The organism is Rhodoluna sp. (assembly GCF_024639375.1).
Taxonomy (GTDB): Bacteria; Actinomycetota; Actinomycetes; order Actinomycetales; family Microbacteriaceae; genus Rhodoluna.
On record NZ_JAHEIM010000004.1, the window covers coordinates 106,919 to 123,724 of the forward strand.

15 protein-coding genes are annotated in these 16,806 nt (G+C 51.0%); 11 read left to right on the plus strand and 4 right to left on the minus strand.

Annotation, left to right across the window (positions count from 1 at the left end):
* Positions 1-165 precede the first annotated feature (165 nt).
* The 6 genes from Q0L28_RS02635 to Q0L28_RS02655 all read left to right on the plus strand — a co-directional run bounded on the left by Q0L28_RS02635 (position 166) and on the right by Q0L28_RS02655 (position 6,705).
* Positions 166-2,286 (plus strand): sensor domain-containing diguanylate cyclase, encoded by a 2,121-nt coding sequence (locus Q0L28_RS02635; RefSeq protein WP_296631193.1) that lies wholly within the window; start codon positions 166-168, stop codon positions 2,284-2,286.
* A gap of 41 nt (positions 2,287-2,327) precedes the next feature.
* A complete protein-coding gene (locus tag Q0L28_RS02640; RefSeq protein WP_296631195.1) occupies positions 2,328-2,876 on the plus strand; it encodes a molybdopterin-dependent oxidoreductase in 549 nt (182 codons plus the stop codon).
* 3 nt (positions 2,877-2,879) lie between these two features.
* Positions 2,880-5,174 carry a bifunctional diguanylate cyclase/phosphodiesterase gene (locus Q0L28_RS02645; protein WP_296631198.1) on the plus strand — a complete coding sequence of 765 codons (2,295 nt, stop codon included), beginning with the start codon at positions 2,880-2,882 and terminating at the stop codon, positions 5,172-5,174.
* 89 nt (positions 5,175-5,263) lie between these two features.
* Entirely contained in the window at positions 5,264-5,671 is a 408-nt protein-coding gene (locus Q0L28_RS02650) for a hypothetical protein (RefSeq protein WP_296631200.1), read from the plus strand.
* Positions 5,590-5,790, plus strand: coding sequence for an alpha-L-rhamnosidase C-terminal domain-containing protein (locus Q0L28_RS06620; protein ID WP_366843432.1), 201 nt, complete (start codon positions 5,590-5,592; stop codon positions 5,788-5,790). Before Q0L28_RS02650 ends, Q0L28_RS06620 begins: the two co-directional genes overlap by 82 nt.
* A 135-nt stretch (positions 5,791-5,925) precedes the next feature.
* Positions 5,926-6,705: a carbonic anhydrase gene (locus Q0L28_RS02655; RefSeq protein ID WP_296631203.1), complete on the plus strand. Its 780-nt coding sequence runs from the start codon at positions 5,926-5,928 to the stop codon at positions 6,703-6,705.
* Positions 6,706-6,754: 49 nt separating this feature from the next.
* On the opposite strand, the gene Q0L28_RS02660 is transcribed toward Q0L28_RS02655, so the two are convergent.
* On the minus strand, positions 6,755-8,221 hold the full coding sequence (locus Q0L28_RS02660) for an alpha-amylase family glycosyl hydrolase (protein ID WP_296631206.1): 1,467 nt from the start codon (positions 8,219-8,221) through the stop codon (positions 6,755-6,757).
* Between the two features lie 140 nt (positions 8,222-8,361).
* On the opposite strand from Q0L28_RS02660, the gene rlmN reads away from it, so the two are divergent.
* Positions 8,362-9,552 (plus strand): 23S rRNA (adenine(2503)-C(2))-methyltransferase RlmN, encoded by a 1,191-nt coding sequence (gene rlmN, locus Q0L28_RS02665; protein WP_296631208.1) that lies wholly within the window; start codon positions 8,362-8,364, stop codon positions 9,550-9,552.
* On the opposite strand, the gene Q0L28_RS02670 is transcribed toward rlmN, so the two are convergent.
* Positions 9,549-10,283, minus strand: coding sequence for a nitroreductase (locus tag Q0L28_RS02670; RefSeq protein WP_296631211.1), 735 nt, complete (start codon positions 10,281-10,283; stop codon positions 9,549-9,551). The two genes, rlmN and Q0L28_RS02670, sit on opposite strands and share 4 nt — an antisense overlap.
* 146 nt (positions 10,284-10,429) lie before the next feature.
* Between Q0L28_RS02670 and Q0L28_RS02675 the strand changes: the two genes are divergently transcribed.
* From Q0L28_RS02675 to Q0L28_RS02690, 4 genes are all read left to right on the plus strand, one after another.
* On the plus strand, positions 10,430-12,028 hold the full coding sequence (locus tag Q0L28_RS02675) for an ABC transporter substrate-binding protein (RefSeq protein WP_296631212.1): 1,599 nt from the start codon (positions 10,430-10,432) through the stop codon (positions 12,026-12,028).
* Positions 12,029-12,105: 77 nt separating this feature from the next.
* Entirely contained in the window at positions 12,106-13,035 is a 930-nt protein-coding gene (locus tag Q0L28_RS02680; RefSeq protein WP_296631215.1) for an ABC transporter permease, read from the plus strand.
* Positions 13,025-14,002: an ABC transporter permease gene (locus tag Q0L28_RS02685; protein WP_296631217.1), complete on the plus strand. Its 978-nt coding sequence runs from the start codon at positions 13,025-13,027 to the stop codon at positions 14,000-14,002. Before Q0L28_RS02680 ends, Q0L28_RS02685 begins: the two co-directional genes overlap by 11 nt.
* Positions 14,002-15,642 (plus strand): ABC transporter ATP-binding protein, encoded by a 1,641-nt coding sequence (locus tag Q0L28_RS02690; RefSeq protein ID WP_296631218.1) that lies wholly within the window; start codon positions 14,002-14,004, stop codon positions 15,640-15,642. The genes Q0L28_RS02685 and Q0L28_RS02690 overlap by 1 nt, the downstream gene beginning before the upstream one ends.
* 3 nt (positions 15,643-15,645) lie before the next feature.
* On the opposite strand, the gene Q0L28_RS02695 is transcribed toward Q0L28_RS02690, so the two are convergent.
* Together Q0L28_RS02695 and Q0L28_RS02700 are read right to left on the minus strand one after the other, a co-directional pair.
* Positions 15,646-16,323, minus strand: a complete 678-nt coding sequence (locus Q0L28_RS02695; protein ID WP_296631221.1) for a potassium channel family protein — start codon at positions 16,321-16,323, stop codon at positions 15,646-15,648.
* Between the two features lie 9 nt (positions 16,324-16,332).
* Positions 16,333-16,806 (minus strand): hypothetical protein (locus Q0L28_RS02700; protein WP_296631223.1); only part of this gene is annotated, 474 nt, incomplete at its 5' end.

A 16,806-nucleotide genomic window follows, 5' to 3' on the forward strand; every position in this document is an offset into this window, starting at 1 on the left:
CAAGACTTAGGTCTGTTTTGCGAACCGATGTTGGCACCGGCGAGTATGGCGAATTTTCCCCAATATGAACTTGACTCATTTTTTGTTTCCCCCTGAAACCTCCTCGTGCTCTTTTTATGCCTCGAACGCGCGGGTAGGCTTGACAGCATACAAAGGAAGGCAGACATGGTGCAAGCCAGTGCAGACACAAATGCATTCCAACGCGCGGCTGCCTTAGCTGCTTATGGAATTCTTGACACTCCCCGCGAAGCTCGCTTTGATTCGATCACTCGCAACCTCGCTGACCAAACAAAAGTGCCAATTGCATCCATAGCTTTCATTGACCAGCACCGTTTGTGGTTCAAATCTTCGGTAGGCGTGCCATTTCTAGAGATTCCCACCGAAACTTCAATTACAGCAACTCTGCTAAACGAAGACAAAACTGAAGTTGTAGTTACCAATATCGATCAGTTGGCGCAAATTAAACCGGGCAGCGTAGCTGCAGATCGCCAGGGCACAAGATCTTTGGTGATGAAGGCGATTATTACCCCGGATGGTGTCACCATTGGTGCCGTTTCCATTATGGACACAATCCCAAGGGAGTTTGGCGAAACAGAATTAGCTGCCGTAACCGCAGCCACTAATGCAGTGATCGAGCTTCTTGAAATTCGGCGAGTTGTTGAAAAGAACTCAGACGCAATTGAAGATGCGCACGCGGTGAGCATCGGTTATGCCACCGACTTTGAAGAAAACATTCAAGACGTGGTGCGCAGTTTTATGCAAGAGGCACTTGAAAACTTCGACTGGTGGGCAGCTCAAGCTTGGTGGTACCACGAAGACGGCCTATACCCAGGCAACTGGCAGATTGCACCGCACACTCCTATGGGCCTGAGGCCAATTGCGCAAACTCGTTTTGGTTCTGTTGAAGTTGTAAAAGTTCGCAAGGCTTACCTTGAACCACAAGTTGTGCCAATCACCGAGCTCACTTGGATGAGCAACCAAGATCGCCTTTCACAACTTGGAGCGCGTCACGCCGTTGTGATGGATATTTTTGGAGCCGCCGAACCAGCGGTGCGAATGGTGTTCATCATTCCTTCGATCAGATTCTTTGATGATTCGACCAAAAAATTCTTTGCGCTTTCTACCGCCTTGCTGCCCAAAGTGATCACTCGCGAGCGCGTGAGATCTGAACTTCAATATCGCTCGGCGCACGATGCGCTGACTGGTTTGCTGAACCGCCGAGGTTTGAATCACCTAATCGAAGAGTCGGCAAGTGAAACAACTTCAAACCGTGCAGTGATGTTTTTGGATTTGAACAACTTCAAATCAGTTAACGATAAATATGGACACGCAGTTGGCGACGAACTTCTAATTCATGTTGCCGATGAACTGGTTGCCAACACGCGCCCTACCGACACCATTGCCCGAATTGGCGGTGACGAGTTTGTTGTTGTAACTTCTGAGACCGATCTTGAAATCGGCGTTGAGGTTTTGGCGGATCGAATCTACAAAGCTCTGGCAACGCCTTTCACGCTTTCAAATGGAGTGGCATGGGCAGGCGCCGCAAGCATTGGCGTTGCAAGTTGGCAAGCTGGGGCGCCTTTTGATCAAGCGCTAGAAAAAGCCGACAACATGATGTACAACGCCAAGAAGGCAACCGGTGGTGTTGAAATCGAAGGCAAAAATTCACGCACCACAAATGCTGGTGAAGCTGCTCAAGGCAATGTAATTAAGTTCATGAAAATTGCTGAGGATGAAGAAGCAACTCCTTGGGGTTACTTGTTGACTATTGAATCTCAGGTAAAAAACCCAGACATCGACACTTTGGTAAATGACATAACAGAGGCCTATAAGGCAGCGGGAATTTCGTCGGAGCGATTCACCCTTTGGTTGCCCAAGGCTCTCTGGTTTGACCAAGACACAATCGTGTCGTTGGTGGAGAAGTTGGAGTGTCCGCTTGAGCAAGCCCAGTTGTCAGTAATTCTGAATGGCAACGGTGCAAGCTCCGATGCAAAGACCATTGCCACCAACTTGCGTGTGAATGGCCAGGCTCGAACAGTGTTGAGCGGCTTTGGCTCTGGAAACAAAGAGTTTGAGTTACTTCAAAGCATTCAACCGGTGGCCTTGGCAATTGACCCGGACCTCGCTAATAAGGCAGCCTTATCGACCGAATTTGAGTTGTCCGTTCGAGCAGTAACTGCAATATGTGACGCATTAGGTATTAAAGCGATAGCTCCGTTTGGCTGCACACCGCAGGTAACAGACAAATTGTCTGAACTTGGTTGCAAACTCAGGGTTATTGCCTAAGGTTCTAATTAGAAATAGAAATTTTTTTCAGGGGGACACAAGTGAATACAGCAACAAAAGCTCTAATGGGCCTAGTAGTAGCACTCTCGCTAGCCGGCTGCACAGTTGTGAATGCAGCACCTGCACCAGCAACTAGTTCAAGCGCCGAAACTGAAAACCCATACGGTGGTTTCGCGGTTGCAAATCCAGCTGCGGATGAAGTGATTTTAACCGTGACCAATGGCGACAAGACCATTGATTTTTCAACAATGGATTTAAAGAAACTTGAAACAACCGAAGTGACCATTGATGAGCCATTCGTAAATAAAAAACAAACCTTCGTTGGAGTGCCAATGTCGGTCTTGTTTGACTCCGTGGGCATCAAATCGACCGACAAAGTTTCAACCTTGGCGTTGAATGACTACAAATATGACGACCTGGCTGGCAAGTTCACCGAATCAAAAGGCATCATTGCCTTCCTGCGTGACGGCACCGAAATTCCAATGGATCAAGGTGGTCCAATTCGCATCGTGTTTCCAAGCGCAACACCGTATTTCGACTACCTAGACGCTTGGAACTGGAGCATCCGCTCGATTTCAATCGCGGAGTAGCAGTTGTTCGACAAATTCAGAACCGAGTATCTCGATAAGAACCTCTTTCGAGTTCGAGTAGGCCACGTGCTTTTGGCAGCCATCACGGTTGCCATGCTCGTTGGGTTATCGGTTTGGTCTTGGGTTTCAATGCAAGCTCACGAGAATGAGAAGCACCAGATTTTTTCGCAGGAGAGCGACTCCGCAGCCATGACTTTTGTGCAGCGCGAGTCTTTTAGTGTGCTTCTAAAAATAGAACAATGGGCCGATAATCAGGCCAGCGGCCGTGAAGTGCAAATTGCCCGAGCACTGTTGGGCCAGCGATTGAGTGTGCAGGCCCGATCTGGTCTGCACACTTTTGAAATCACCAGCGAGGCTTACCAAAACTCGTTGGCCAATCTCGACCCACTTCTAGTCAGAATTCCTGAAATTGCTCCGGCAGATCGCATGCCAGAGAGAATTCAAGCAGAGCCAATAATTGCCGAATTCAGTCGCCAAACGCGTGACCTGAGTGACACTTTTCAAGAGTTAACTCGCGCCCAGACCCAGGCAGCAACCGAAGAGCGAGCCAACGCCGAATTGGTGCAATCTGTGCTGTTGCTGCTCATCATGTTGGTGGGTGGCGTTCTGGCAGCTTGGGTTACCTTTGACATCACGCGTGGATTTAGACGCGCTTCTGAATTGATTCAACACCGCCAGAAGAATCTCGACACTGCTCATCAGCGATTGCTATTGGTGCAAAGCATGGACGAGCGCAGCCGCGAAATCATTAATGAAATTCACAGCGGTCTCGACACCGGTAGGGCAATCAAGCATCTGCGTCACGTGTTGAATAGTTTGTTGCCAGGCAACAATCTTTTGGTCGAGACAGAAGGTGCTGAACTAACCAAGTTTGAAATGCAGAACCCAGCAGAGCTTGGCATCTCTCCTCGCGACTTTGAATTCATGAAGGCACGCGCCAAGGAGATTCTCACTTTAGTTCTAATGCGCGATCAGCAGCAAGAAGACGTTGACTACGCGCTGCGCCACGACAACCTAACTGGTCTTGCTAACCGCGCGGCATACAGCGCCATGGTCGACACCAAAGCAAATGAAGTCAATCAAATTGGCGGCGTGCTTGGCATCTTCTATTTGGACATTGATCGCTTTGGAGATTTGAACTCGTCACTCGGTTATCAAATGGGTGACCAAGTTTTGGTCAACATGGGCTATCGAATTAGTGACGCTCTTAGAACAAATGAATTTGCTGCTCGACTGTCTTCAGATGAGTTTGCTGTGCTTGGCGTTTATAAAAATGAAAACGAGGCCCGCTCGCGAGCGTTGGCAATGCAGAATATTTTGAATGCCGACGTTGAGCTAGATAGCGCGGTGGCATCAATCACAGTCTCGGTTGGCTGCGCGGTGTCTGCTGCGGCCCATGCTGATGCAAATGAACTTCCGCGCTGCGCAGCTTTGGCAATGCACTTGGCGAAACGATCTGAGCAGCGCTCAAACTTTGTTACCTATAACTCAGATGACCACGCTCACCTGATGACCACCTGGCAAGATGAAATCGCAGTGCGTAATGCACTAGCCACTGGCGAATTCAAGGTTTACTTCCAGCCGATTGTTTTGCTTGACCCACGTGTTCCAGTTGGCTTTGAGGCTTTGCTTCGTTGGGATCGACCCGGAATCGGTATTGTTGCGCCGGGTGACTTTCTACCGATTGTTAACAGCGCAGGGCTTGCATCCGCGGTTGGAGCTGACGTAATCAGTCAGTCGTTGGAAGCTTGGACTGAGGTGCTTCAACCCGCTTATAACCAAGCCGGACTTTCTGACCCATACATCTCTATAAACGTTGAAGCTGTGCAGCTCGAAGACAAAGGCTTTGCCGATTACCTTTTGGCTGAAATTCTTCACGCCAAGGTTCCTACCCACCACGTGCAAATTGAAATCACCGAGAACGCTTTGGTGGGTGGCGAGGCAGTCTTTGAGCAGTTAGAGCGGTTGCGCAACACGGGCCTTCGGGTGGCGCTAGATGACTTTGGCACTGGCTATTCGAACCTGGGCCAAACCCTCAACCTGCCGCTTGATGTTCTTAAGATCGATAAGAGTTTTCTTGAGGGCTTAGTCGATGATTCGCGCAAGCTGCGCATGCTTGATGACGTGACAAAAATGGCCAAGGGTCAAGATCTTCGTGTGACTGCCGAAGGCATTGAAAGTGAGCAGGTCGCAAACCTAATTCAAAGCATCAACATTGAATATGGGCAGGGCTACTTGTTTGGCAAGGCCATGCCACGCAACGACGTGCACAACTGGGTGCGCAACTTTAACAAGTAGTTGACTTTCTAATAGCCAGACATGCATCAATCAATAAGTGGTATTTCGAAATTCATCGTTGCAAATGCTCGAAAGCGCAAGAAGAATTTTTGTGGGACACCGGCTTTCATTTTGGCGAATGGTTTGTGCCGGGCGAAGAAATTGATTTTCCGTCTTTGATGAGTGCCGACAAGGGTGTGATCGCCACCGCGTTCTATCGCAAGTCAACTCACGAACTTACCATCATTGCCGGTCTGTTGGGCAAGCAAGCCGATTGCGTGCGAGCACTCAGCTATCAACTAGTTGATGAATCACAAAAAGGCGCAGTAATTGATCAGCTGGTGAAACTAATTCACGAAGCAGGCAATCACCTTGGTACCGGATTCCTTGCAACGCCATTGTTGCTGCCCACACTGGCGGCATCAAGCGAGCACCAATGGGTGCTGATTTTGACTGGCAAGTTCAACCGTTTGTTGGTGGCGGGGTCACCTGGGCCAAAGCCAGTCATCAAACTCTAGGCGGGCCAATTGCCACTAGTTGGTCAGTCACGCACAGCGATTTCACGCTAGAGGTCACAGTGCCTGCAGGCACAACCGCAAAAGTTGTCATGCCTGATGGCGAAGTGCACCTAATCTAGGGTGCAACGCGCACACTTCGAACAATTTTTAGGTGATAGCACTACAAGTTCAGATTTCAGAAAAATCTCCACTGTACATTTGCTTTCGGAGAGAGTGGCTAGAGGGCCGCTACCCAGAAATTGCAAGGGGAAAAATTGCTTAAGAAATTCAGAATTGCAGCTGTTGCACTGTCATCAGTGGCACTTATCGCAGCAGGCACTGTCGCGTTCGCATCTGGAGCATCATGGTCATACACTGGCGCAACTGGCCCATCACACTGGGCAACTATTGATCCAACCAACTACGCAGTTTGTGCAGATGGTACCGCTCAGTCACCAATCAACATCAACAAGCCCAAGCCAACTCCATTGGCAAACTTGAAGTTTGACTATGTTGCGGGCGAAGCTGGCATCTTCAACAACGGTCACACCGTTGAGGCAGAGCCACTAGGCACTGAGAAGAGCACAGTAACTATCGGTTCAACTGTTTACCCATTTGCTCAGTTCCACTTCCACGCACCTAGCGAGCACGAGATGAACGGCCTTCACTACCCAGTTGAGGTTCACTTCGTTCACAAGACTGCTGAAGGCAAGATTGCAGTAGTTGGCGTCTTCATTAAGGCTGGCGCAACTGCAAACGCTGACTGGGCACCATTTATTGCAAAGTTGAACACCGCAACAGCAGACCCAGAAGCAACGAAGATTGAGCTTGACTGGGCGAACTTGTTGCCTGCTAACAAGCAGACTGTTCGTTACGATGGCAGTTTGACTACACCAGGATGTGCCGAAGGTGTTAAGTGGAACGTATTCACACACCCAGTAGTACTTTCACAAGCACAGATCAACGCATTCCTTGAAGCATATTCAGGCAACAACCGTCCGGTTCAGCCATTGCACTCACGCAAGGTATTGCTAGACAGCACAGCAACCAAGTAAATTCAATAAAAATCCCCGCGCCATTGCGCGGGGATTTTTTTTATACAAATTAGTAAGAAGCTAGACCTTCAACACCTTTTAGTTCGCGGGTGCCATTTGCATCGGTTGCAACAATGTTTAACGCTGGTGCATCAACGTTGGTCACGATGTCTAGGTGCAATTTGTTCTCACCCTTCACCCACTGCAAACGAATTGAATCTGCACCAAGCACCTGCCACGAGAACTCACCCTCAAATGCTGCGTGCTTGCGCAAACGAGCCAACGCAATAATCGCCTTGGTTACCGGCTGCTTCAGCGCTTCTTGAATTTCTGCAGGTGAATAGATGTGACGGTTGGTGTCGCGACCCTGGCCACTGCGAGCAAATAGTTCACGGTCATCCATGCCGTTGAACAAACCAACGTAGTAAACCTGTGGCTCACCAGGCAAGAAGAACTGCACCGCACGCATTGCAACATAGGCGGTGTCGTTGGCAACGATGTTTGGCAAGGTTGCGTTGATCTGGTGTGGCAAGGTAAACCACTGTGGCACTACAGATGCGATTGCACTGTGACCCTCGGTGTTCTTCTCGGCAACCTTAAAGATGTAGGCCATTTCATCCTGAGTAATCAAACCAGGGCGACCATTGATTGGTCCACCATCAATCACGCCGTAACCGTCGTGAGTGTCAAGCACGTTCAAGCAGTTGGTTGGGCGAATCTTGAACCAGTCGTCTAGGCGATCAACTGTGCCGGTGAAAAACGAGTGCAACAACAGCGGCGCAGTTTGGAAGTCGTAAATTAAATCAACCAGCGGTGAGATGTCGAGCTGCTGTGTGTAGTGCGCGTGCACTTCAACAAGAACTCGCATGTCATAGCTGTGAATCAACTTGGTGATGTCGCGAACGAAATCCAAAGTTTCTTTTGTCATGAATGAGTCGGTGCCCGGTGTCTTAACCGCATAGCCAACTGCATCAAGGCGAACAACTTTTACGCCTCCGCTCTTGAGTGCCTCAAGCACGCGCACGAGGTATGCCTTGCCTGCATCGTGGTTGATGTCGATGTCAACCTGCGAGGGCATGAAGGTTGTCCACACCAAGCGACGCTTGCCGGCAACTTCATATGCGGTGAACGGCATGCCTGGGCGTGGGCGATAGAAACTGGTGATGCCATCCTCGGTGCCGCCGTTTGGAAAAACAACATCGAAGGTTAAGAACATGCCGTCGAATTCAGAGGCCGGGCCTTTTGCTTGCCAGTCTTGAAATTCTGGGGATAGGTATGAGGCGTGGTTCACAATGAGGTCGGCGGTTAGTTCGTGAGTAGCCGAGATGCGTTTGAAGTCGCTCCAGTCACCTAGGCGAGGGTCAACAATTGAGTGGTCGATTGGGTCGAAGCCAGCGTCGTCACCGTCGTAAGGGTGAAAGAACGGCAGCACGTGAATGCCGTCAAAGTCGGCCAATGGGCCGGCCAGCAACTTCTCGATTTCGGCAAGGTTGCCGCCAACGCGCTCGGCGTAAACCAAAATGCTGGTACCTGACATCTTTATACCTCTTTATTAGTCGTCTTCACGGGCGCATGATTGGCGCCTAAACCTCAACCGAACAAGGCTACCCAAATTTCTGTAAGCGTTTACAGTCTTTAGCCAATTGTTATATAAGTCAGGTTGTTTACACTTGATGCATGTCTGAATTACGTCAAGTTCGCCCTAAAACCGAGGGCTGGAAACAAAAGCTTGACGAAAAAACTGGTCGCCCGCTGCTTCAGTTTGCTGAGCCAAAGCGTGGCAAGCCACCGGTTCACTGGGTTGACCTAAGTATTGAAGAGCGCGTAGCCAAGGTAAAAGAGCTTGGCCTGCCAGGTTTTCGTGCCAAGCAGTTGAGCACTCACTACTTCACGCATTACACATCCGCAGCAGCCGACATGACCGACCTGCCGGCAACCGGCCGCGACGAGCTGGTGGCCGCACTGATGCCGCCGCTGCTTACCGAGGTAAAGCGACTGCAAACCGACAACGGTGACACCATCAAGTTTTTGTGGCGCCTGTTTGATGGGGCGCTAGTTGAGTCGGTGCTTATGCGCTACACCGGCCGCATCACACTTTGCATCTCGAGCCAGGCGGGCTGCGGCATGAACTGCCCGTTCTGCGCCACTGGCCAAGCGGGTCTAACCCGCAACATGAGCGCTGGCGAAATTGTTGATCAGATTGTTCGCGCTAACCAGGCCATTGCCGCGGGCGAACTTGGCGGCAGCAAAGCCAAGATGCTGAATGCACCAGAGCGTGTGACCAACATTGTGTTCATGGGCATGGGTGAGCCATTGGCTAACTACTCACGCGTGATGAGTGCAGTGCGCACCATGGTTGAGCCACAACCAGATGGTCTTGGTATGAGTGCTCGAAACATCACAGTGTCGACCGTTGGTCTTGTGCCGGGCATCGAAAAACTTGCTGCCGAAAACTTGCCGGTGACTTTTGCATTGTCACTACACGCACCCGACGACGAACTGCGTGACGAACTTATCCCGGTGAATTCAAAGTGGAAGGTTGACGATGCACTCGATGCAGCCAAGGCCTACTTTGACAAAACAGGTCGCCGCGTTTCGATCGAGTATGCGCTTATCAAAGATATGAACGATCACGGCTGGCGCGCCGACTTGCTGGGTGAGAAGCTAAATGCACGAGGCCGCGGATGGGTGCACGTTAACCCGATTCCGTTGAACCCAACACCTGGTTCGATTTGGACTGCGTCAACTCGCGAACAGACCGATGAATTTATTCGTCGTCTTGAGAAGGCTGGCATTCCAACCACATTGCGCGACACCCGCGGTAAAGAAATTGACGGTGCGTGCGGGCAGCTTGCCGCTGCCGACTAATTAGTTTTAGGTGAGATTGTAATTTCACTAATCGGCAGTCGTTCTGCTTGAAAAGTATTCACGACTGCGTCCGACGCATAACCCAAAGCGATTCCGCAAAGTAATTTGTATCCCTTTGGAATTTCAAATTCTTTAGCCACTGCATCTTGCCAAATTGCTACCGCACCTTGTGCGCAAGTGCCAAGACCATGAGCCTTTGCCGAAAGCATCAGGTTCTGCATAAACAAGCCAGCATCGCTCGCCGAGTATTTGCCCAAACTGGTGTGAGTGAAAATAAACAACTCAACCGGCGCACCAAAGAATTCGTAGTTGCGTGCCCACTGTGCATCGCGACCCGCAGCATCGCCACGCTTCACACCCAACAATCCATAAAGGTCGGCACCAATCTTGCGACTACGCGGTTTTAGTTCGACAATATATGGCTTGGAAACAATCGCGTTGCTAGTTGGCAATCCATAGCGGGTGAGGGCTAGGCGGGCTTTTGCCACTAGGCCACCTTGGCGGGCTTTGCTCAGGGCTGCCCATCGAGCTAAGAAGTCGGCGCTGATTCGATCGCGCACTGGCCCGGTGGCCACGGCAACTTTATAAGGGCGAGTGTTCGACCAGCTTGGTGCCGTCATGGCATCGGTCAAAATGCTTTGGATAATCTCAGCCGAAACCGGGGTTGGCAAAAAGTCACGAGTGCTTCGGCGCGAGGCGGCAAAGGCTGAGAAATCGTTGGTATTGATCATGTTGCCAACGTACACCCGTAACTTTTAGAAATTTTATCTATTCGTAACATCAAACAAACAAATAGTGAATTTTCGAGGTCTAGGCTGAAATTACAAAGCACGTTGGCGTCGTTTCGCGCGCCAATCATCACTCTGAAGGAGGACCCGTGCGTTTAAAGAAACTATCGCTAGTTGCTGTAGCAATTGCTGCAGCGGTTTCACTGTCACTAACCGGTTGTGCAACCGGCAGCAACGGTGGCAACGACAACATTGTTTCGGTTAATGGCTCAGAGCCACAAAACCCACTAATCACAACCAACACCAACGAAGTTGGCGGCGGCTTGATCGTAGACAACATTTATGCAGGCTTGGTTTACTACGACGCCGATGGCGCTCCAGTCAACGAAATGGCAGAGTCAATCACTTCAACTGACAACACCAACTGGACCATCAAGATCAAGAGTGGCTGGAAGTTCACCAACGGTGAAGAAGTGACCGCCGACTCATTCGTAAACGCATGGAAGTATGGCGCGCTATTCAGCAACGCCCAGCTAAACAGCTACTTCTTCGATGCAATCGAAGGCTTCTCTTATGAGAAAGACACCGAGCTAACCGGCCTTAAAGTTGTGAGCCCAACCGAGTTCACCGTGAAGCTAACCTCAGCTCAGTCTGACTTCCCACTGCGTTTGGGCTACACCTCGTTCATGCCACAGCCACAGGCATTCTTTGATGACCCTAAGGCGTTTGGTGAGAACCCAATCGGTAACGGCCCTTACAAGCTTGCTGCCGAAGGCGCTTGGAAGCACAACGTAGATATCAACCTAGTGAAGAACCCTGACTACCAGGGTGGCCGCGTTGCTAAAAACGGCGGTCTAAAGATTGTGTTCTATGCAACTTTGGATGCTGCTTACGCTGACCTACTAGCTGACAACCTTGATGTTCTAGCCGGCATCCCAGATGCAGCGCTAAAGACTTACAAGAGCGACCTAGGTGACCGTGCGGTTGACCAGGCTGCAGCTATCTTCCAGTCGATCACCATCCCAGGCCGACTAGCCCACTTCTCGGGTGAAGAAGGCAAGTTGCGTCGTGCAGCGATTTCAGAGGCAATCAACCGCCAAGAAATCATCGACGTTATCTTCAACGGAACCCGCAAGCCAGCTCGCGACTTCACATCCCCAGTTATTGCTGGTTGGTCTGACTCTCTTGAGGGCGCAAACGTTCTTGACTACAACGCAGAAGACGCAAAGGCGCTGTGGGCAAAGGCCGACGCAATCTCTAAGTGGTCTGGCAAGTTCGAAATTGGTTACAACGCCGATGGTGGACACCAGGGTTGGATCGATGCAGTTGCAAACAGCATCAAGAACACTCTTGGCATCGATGCAGCAGGCAAGGCATACCCAACATTTGCTGAGTTCCGCACCGACATCACCGACAAGACCATCACCGCCGGTTTCCGCACCGGATGGCAGGCTGACTACCCAGCTCTGGCTAACTTCCTAGCTCCTCTGTACCAGACCGGTGCAGGCGCTAACGATGGCCAGTACTCAAGCAAGGAGTTTGACGCTCTGATTGCAAAGGGTAACGCTGCAACTTCTCTAGAAGATGCCAACAAGGCTTACCAGGATGCACAGGTTGTTCTTCTAAAGGACCTACCTGCAATTCCAATGTGGTATGGCGTTGCTAACGGTGGATACTCAACAAAGGTGTCAGACGTGAAGGTTGGTTGGAACTCAGTTCCAGTGCTTCACAACATCGTTAAGAACTAAATAAATAGCTAAAGTCAGAGGGTGACAATCCGAGTGATTGTCACCCTCTGATTTCGCTAACTAACAAGTAGGCAAATTTGATCGGCTACATTTTCAAGCGCATTCTTCAAGCGCTGCCCGTGTTTTTTGGCACAACACTGCTCATCTATTTCATGGTGTTCGCAATGCCAGGCGACCCAATCGTTGCCATGTTTGGCGACCGCGGTGTAAACCAAGCCGTCTATGAACAACTGCGTGCGCAATATCACCTAGACCAGCCGTTCATCGTGCAGTACTTCATCTACATCGGTGGAATCTTTCAAGGCGACTTTGGAACTTCATTCTCTGGTCAACCAGTATCCGAAGTTCTAGCCGCAACTTTCCCCGTGACAATTCGTCTTGCGCTGATGGCCGTGTTCTTTGAGATGTTGGTAGGCGTGGGCGTTGGCCTTGTAGCCGGCCTTCGTAAGGGCAAGCTTTTTGACAACTCATCATTGGTGATGAGCCTGTTGCTTATTTCAACTCCGGTTTTCGTTATCGCCTTCGTCTTTCAATTCGTGTTTGCCATTCAACTCGGATGGGCCAAACCAACCGTTAGCGGTGACGCCGGATTCACCGAGCTGTTGCTGCCTGCAATCGTGCTTTCAACACTGGCCGTGGCATACATAGTGCGCCTAACCCGATCATCGGTCATCGAAACTTCAGGCCAAGACTTCGTGCGCACCGCCTATGGCAAGGGCCTAACCCGCAGCCGCGTTGTGCGCGTGCACATCCTTAGAAACTCACTGATTCCAGTGGTCACTTATCTGTCAATCGACTTCGGTGTGCTACTGGTTGGCGCAACCGTCACCGAGGGCATCTTCAACGTGCCGGGCGTTGGCCGCACGCTATACCAAGCCATCATCCGCGGTGAAGGCCCAACCGTGGTGTCTTTCGTCACCGTGATGGTGCTCATCTATGTTGCAGTCAACCTGCTAACCGACCTGCTCTATGCAGTGCTTGACCCAAGGATTCGCTATGGCAAATAACACTTCAGGTGGCGCGATGGACCGCCCTGCTAACCGCAACGAACACTACGTTGCCAACTTGGCCGACACCGCCATGGCCGAAATTGATGCCGTGCGCATCAGTGAAAAACCAACCAACCTTTACTTAGATGCCTGGCGCGATCTGCGCAAGCGCCCGATGTTCTATATCGCCGGTGTGCTAATCATCATCGCTGCCGTGGCTGCGTTGTTCCCAGGCTTGTTCACTCAGACTGCACCTAACGACATGTGTTTGTTGGCCAACAGCAACGGCGCACCAACCGATGGTCACCCGCTAGGTTTCACTCGCCAGGGTTGCGACATCTATAGCCGCATTGTTCACGGCACATCAACTTCACTTTCGGTGGGCTTGATTGTGACCGTGATGACTATGTTCATCGGTGTTGTGTTCGGTGCTCTTGCAGGTTTCTATGGCAAGTGGGTTGACGCGTTGCTTTCACGCGCGGGCGACATCTTCTTCGCGATTCCTTACATCCTTGCTGCAGTGGTAATCATGTCGGTGTTCTCTGACTACCGAAACGTTTGGGTTATTTCAATGGCAATCGGAATCTTTGCCTGGCCATCCACAGCTCGCGTGCTTCGCGGTGAAATCTTGCGTGTGAAGCAAAGCGATTATGTGATGGCATCTACAGCACTTGGTGTAAGTCGCTTCAAAATTCTGATGCGTCACGTGCTGCCAAACTCAATTGCACCGGTGATTGCCGTGACCACAATTTCGTTGGCTGCTGCAATTGTTGCCGAGGCAACTCTTTCGTTCTTGGGTGTTGGCTTGCCAACTTCAACCATGAGCTGGGGCAACGACATCAGTCAGGCGCAGGTTGACCTGCGCACTGCACCTCAGGTTTTGATTTGGCCATCACTTGCACTTTCAATCACCGCACTGGCATTCATCATGATGGGTGAAGCAATTAGAGATGCGCTAGACCCGAAGGCGAGGGCGCAACGCTAATGACTGCTGCAAACGAAAACACTTCAAACGAAAACTCTGCAATCGAAACCCCGCTACTAAGCATTCGCGATCTTGCCGTTGAGTTTCCGAACTCAAAGGGCGCCGTTCGCGCGGTAGACAACGTGAGCCTCGACCTGTGGCAGGGCGAAACCCTCGCCATTGTTGGCGAGTCTGGCTCGGGCAAGAGCACCACCGCCCACGCCATCATCAACCTGTTGCCGGGAGCCGGTCGCATTGCCGGCGGCTCAATCGAGTTCGATGGGCGCCAACTTGTAGGTGCAAGTTCTCACGCGCTCGAAGCCATCCGAGGCCGTGAAATTGGCTTTGTGCCACAAGACCCAATGAGCAACCTCAACCCGGTTTGGTCCATTGGTTTTCAGGTTGAAGAGGCCATCAGCGCCAACAACCCGGGAATGAAAAAGAACGAAGTGCGCAAAGAGGCCATCGAGGTGCTCAAGAAGGCCGGCCTTGCCGACGCCGAATCGCGCATGAAGCAATACCCACACCAGTTCTCGGGCGGCATGCGCCAGCGTGTGTTGATTGGCATTGGTCTCTCGGCGAACCCTAGGTTGCTCATTGCCGACGAACCAACATCGGCTTTGGATGTGACCGTGCAGCGCACGATTTTGGATCACCTTGCCAAACTGACCAAGGCAACCAAGACATCGGTTATTTTGATCACCCACGACCTAGGTCTTGCTGCCGAGCGTGCCGAGAAAATTGTGGTGATGTATCGAGGCAAGGTTGTTGAGGCCGGCCCTTCGCTTGAGGTTTTGAAAAACCCGAAGCACCCATACACACAAAAGCTTGTTGCCGCTCGAAACGCAGCGCCTCGCAAAACGCACGCTGGTGGCGAAGTCGCAGTCTCGGTGAAGAACCTCGAAAAGGTTTATTCAATCAAGGGCTCTGCATTCAAGAGCACACCATTCACCGCAGTGCAAGGCGTTTCATTTGAAATCAAACGCGGCACCACGCTCGCGCTGGTTGGAGAATCTGGCTCAGGTAAATCAACCGTTGCCAAGATGCTGCTCGGTCTTGAAAAACCAACCAGTGGCGAAATTGTGATTGATGGCAAAAACATTGCCGGCATGAAGCACCGCGAACTGTTTAGCTTGCGTCGTCAAATGCAACCGGTGTTTCAAGACCCATACGGTTCACTTGACCCGCTGCAAAACATCGCCAATACAATTGCTGAACCATTGGTCACTCACAGGGTTGGCACTCGCAAAGAGCGCGAGGCACGTGTTCGAGAACTGCTCGAAGCAGTTAGCTTGCCTTGGGCGATTTCAACTCGCTACCCAAGTGAGCTAAGCGGTGGTCAGCGTCAACGCGTTGCGATTGCGCGCGCACTTGCCCTGAACCCAGACTTCATTGTGCTAGACGAAGCGGTAAGTGCTTTGGATGTGCTCGTGCAGGCCCAGGTTCTTGAACTGCTTGCTCGCTTGCAAGATGAACTCAAGTTGACCTATCTGTTTATTACTCACGACCTAGCTGTGGTGCAAGCTATTGCAGATCAGGTTGCTGTGATGAACAAGGGTCAAATTGTTGAGTTTGGCAGCACCAAAGACATCTTTGCTAAGCCGCAGCAGGAATACACTCGCAATCTGCTTGATGCGATTCCTGGAGCTAAGCTGCTCTAAAGGTTATTTGCGTTTAGAAATGCCCTTGTTGGTTAGGTCATACTCAAGGCGACCCAAGAACCAAGACGCAAAGGTAACGGTGATTACCGAAACCAAAGCCAAGCCGCTGAGCATCAACAGCACTGCAATTGCGCGACCTTCAAAAGTGATTGGGTAGTAGTCGCCATAACCAATGGTGGTCACCGTCACAAACGCCCACCACACTGCATCACCAAACTGCGTAATCTTTGCACCCGGTGCCAAATGTTCTGCGTCATAAACGCCAAGTGAGCAAGTGAAGATCAGCAAGGGCAAGATCAATCCGAGGTAAATGCCAATGCGAGCCTGCAAGCTTTGTGCAACGCGGGCAATAAAACCGAGTGCAATCACCACACGAAACATTCGGAACGCACGGAACATTGGCAACACCAGCGACACAAACTCAACCAAGTTTTTGCGCATGAACTGACCGCGGTGGCGACTCATGAAAAAGCGGGCCACAAAGTCGATGATGAAAATGGCCCAGATGATGTCGCTCACCAAAACAAAGTCAAAGAAAACGCTTGGGCTCCAGTGGCCGAGCACCTCAATTGCATAAAGCGCCAGATAGGCCAGGGCCAGCGCGGCCAAAGGCAAGGTTGAGATTTTCTCCCACTTGGCCATTGCCACTTCTGATCGATAAATGCGCTGTGAGATGCTCATGAAGAAAGGCTATCGGCCGGCTTGATACATGGCCACCACGTACTTGGAAACCTTTTCATAGAACAAATCACTGCTCACACCAAAGTTGCCCGCAAACGCAGATTCGAAACCTTTAGCTTTTATGTCGGTCATAAATGTTTTGATTTTGTCTAAACCATAAAGTGCCAGCAGCGCTTCGGTTGCTAGTGCACCTTGGTAATAGCTCACGTGAGCCAACATCCACTTGCTGCCTGCACCGGGTGGTGTGCCCTGTCGATACGTGTATTTATAGCAAGCACCTACGGCGGCTTCGCTCACTGTGGATAAGTCGCACAGATTCTGCTGCACCCAGTTATAAGAGCTGGTGTGAACCATTTGATCTAGAGTTTTCGGCAGTTGGGTTCCGTCATAAGCACCGATTGCGCCACCAAAATAGTCAGCGCTACCTTCGGTCCACCAGTTGGGAACATCCGCAGCCATTGAACTAACGTCTTGCTGCGCAAA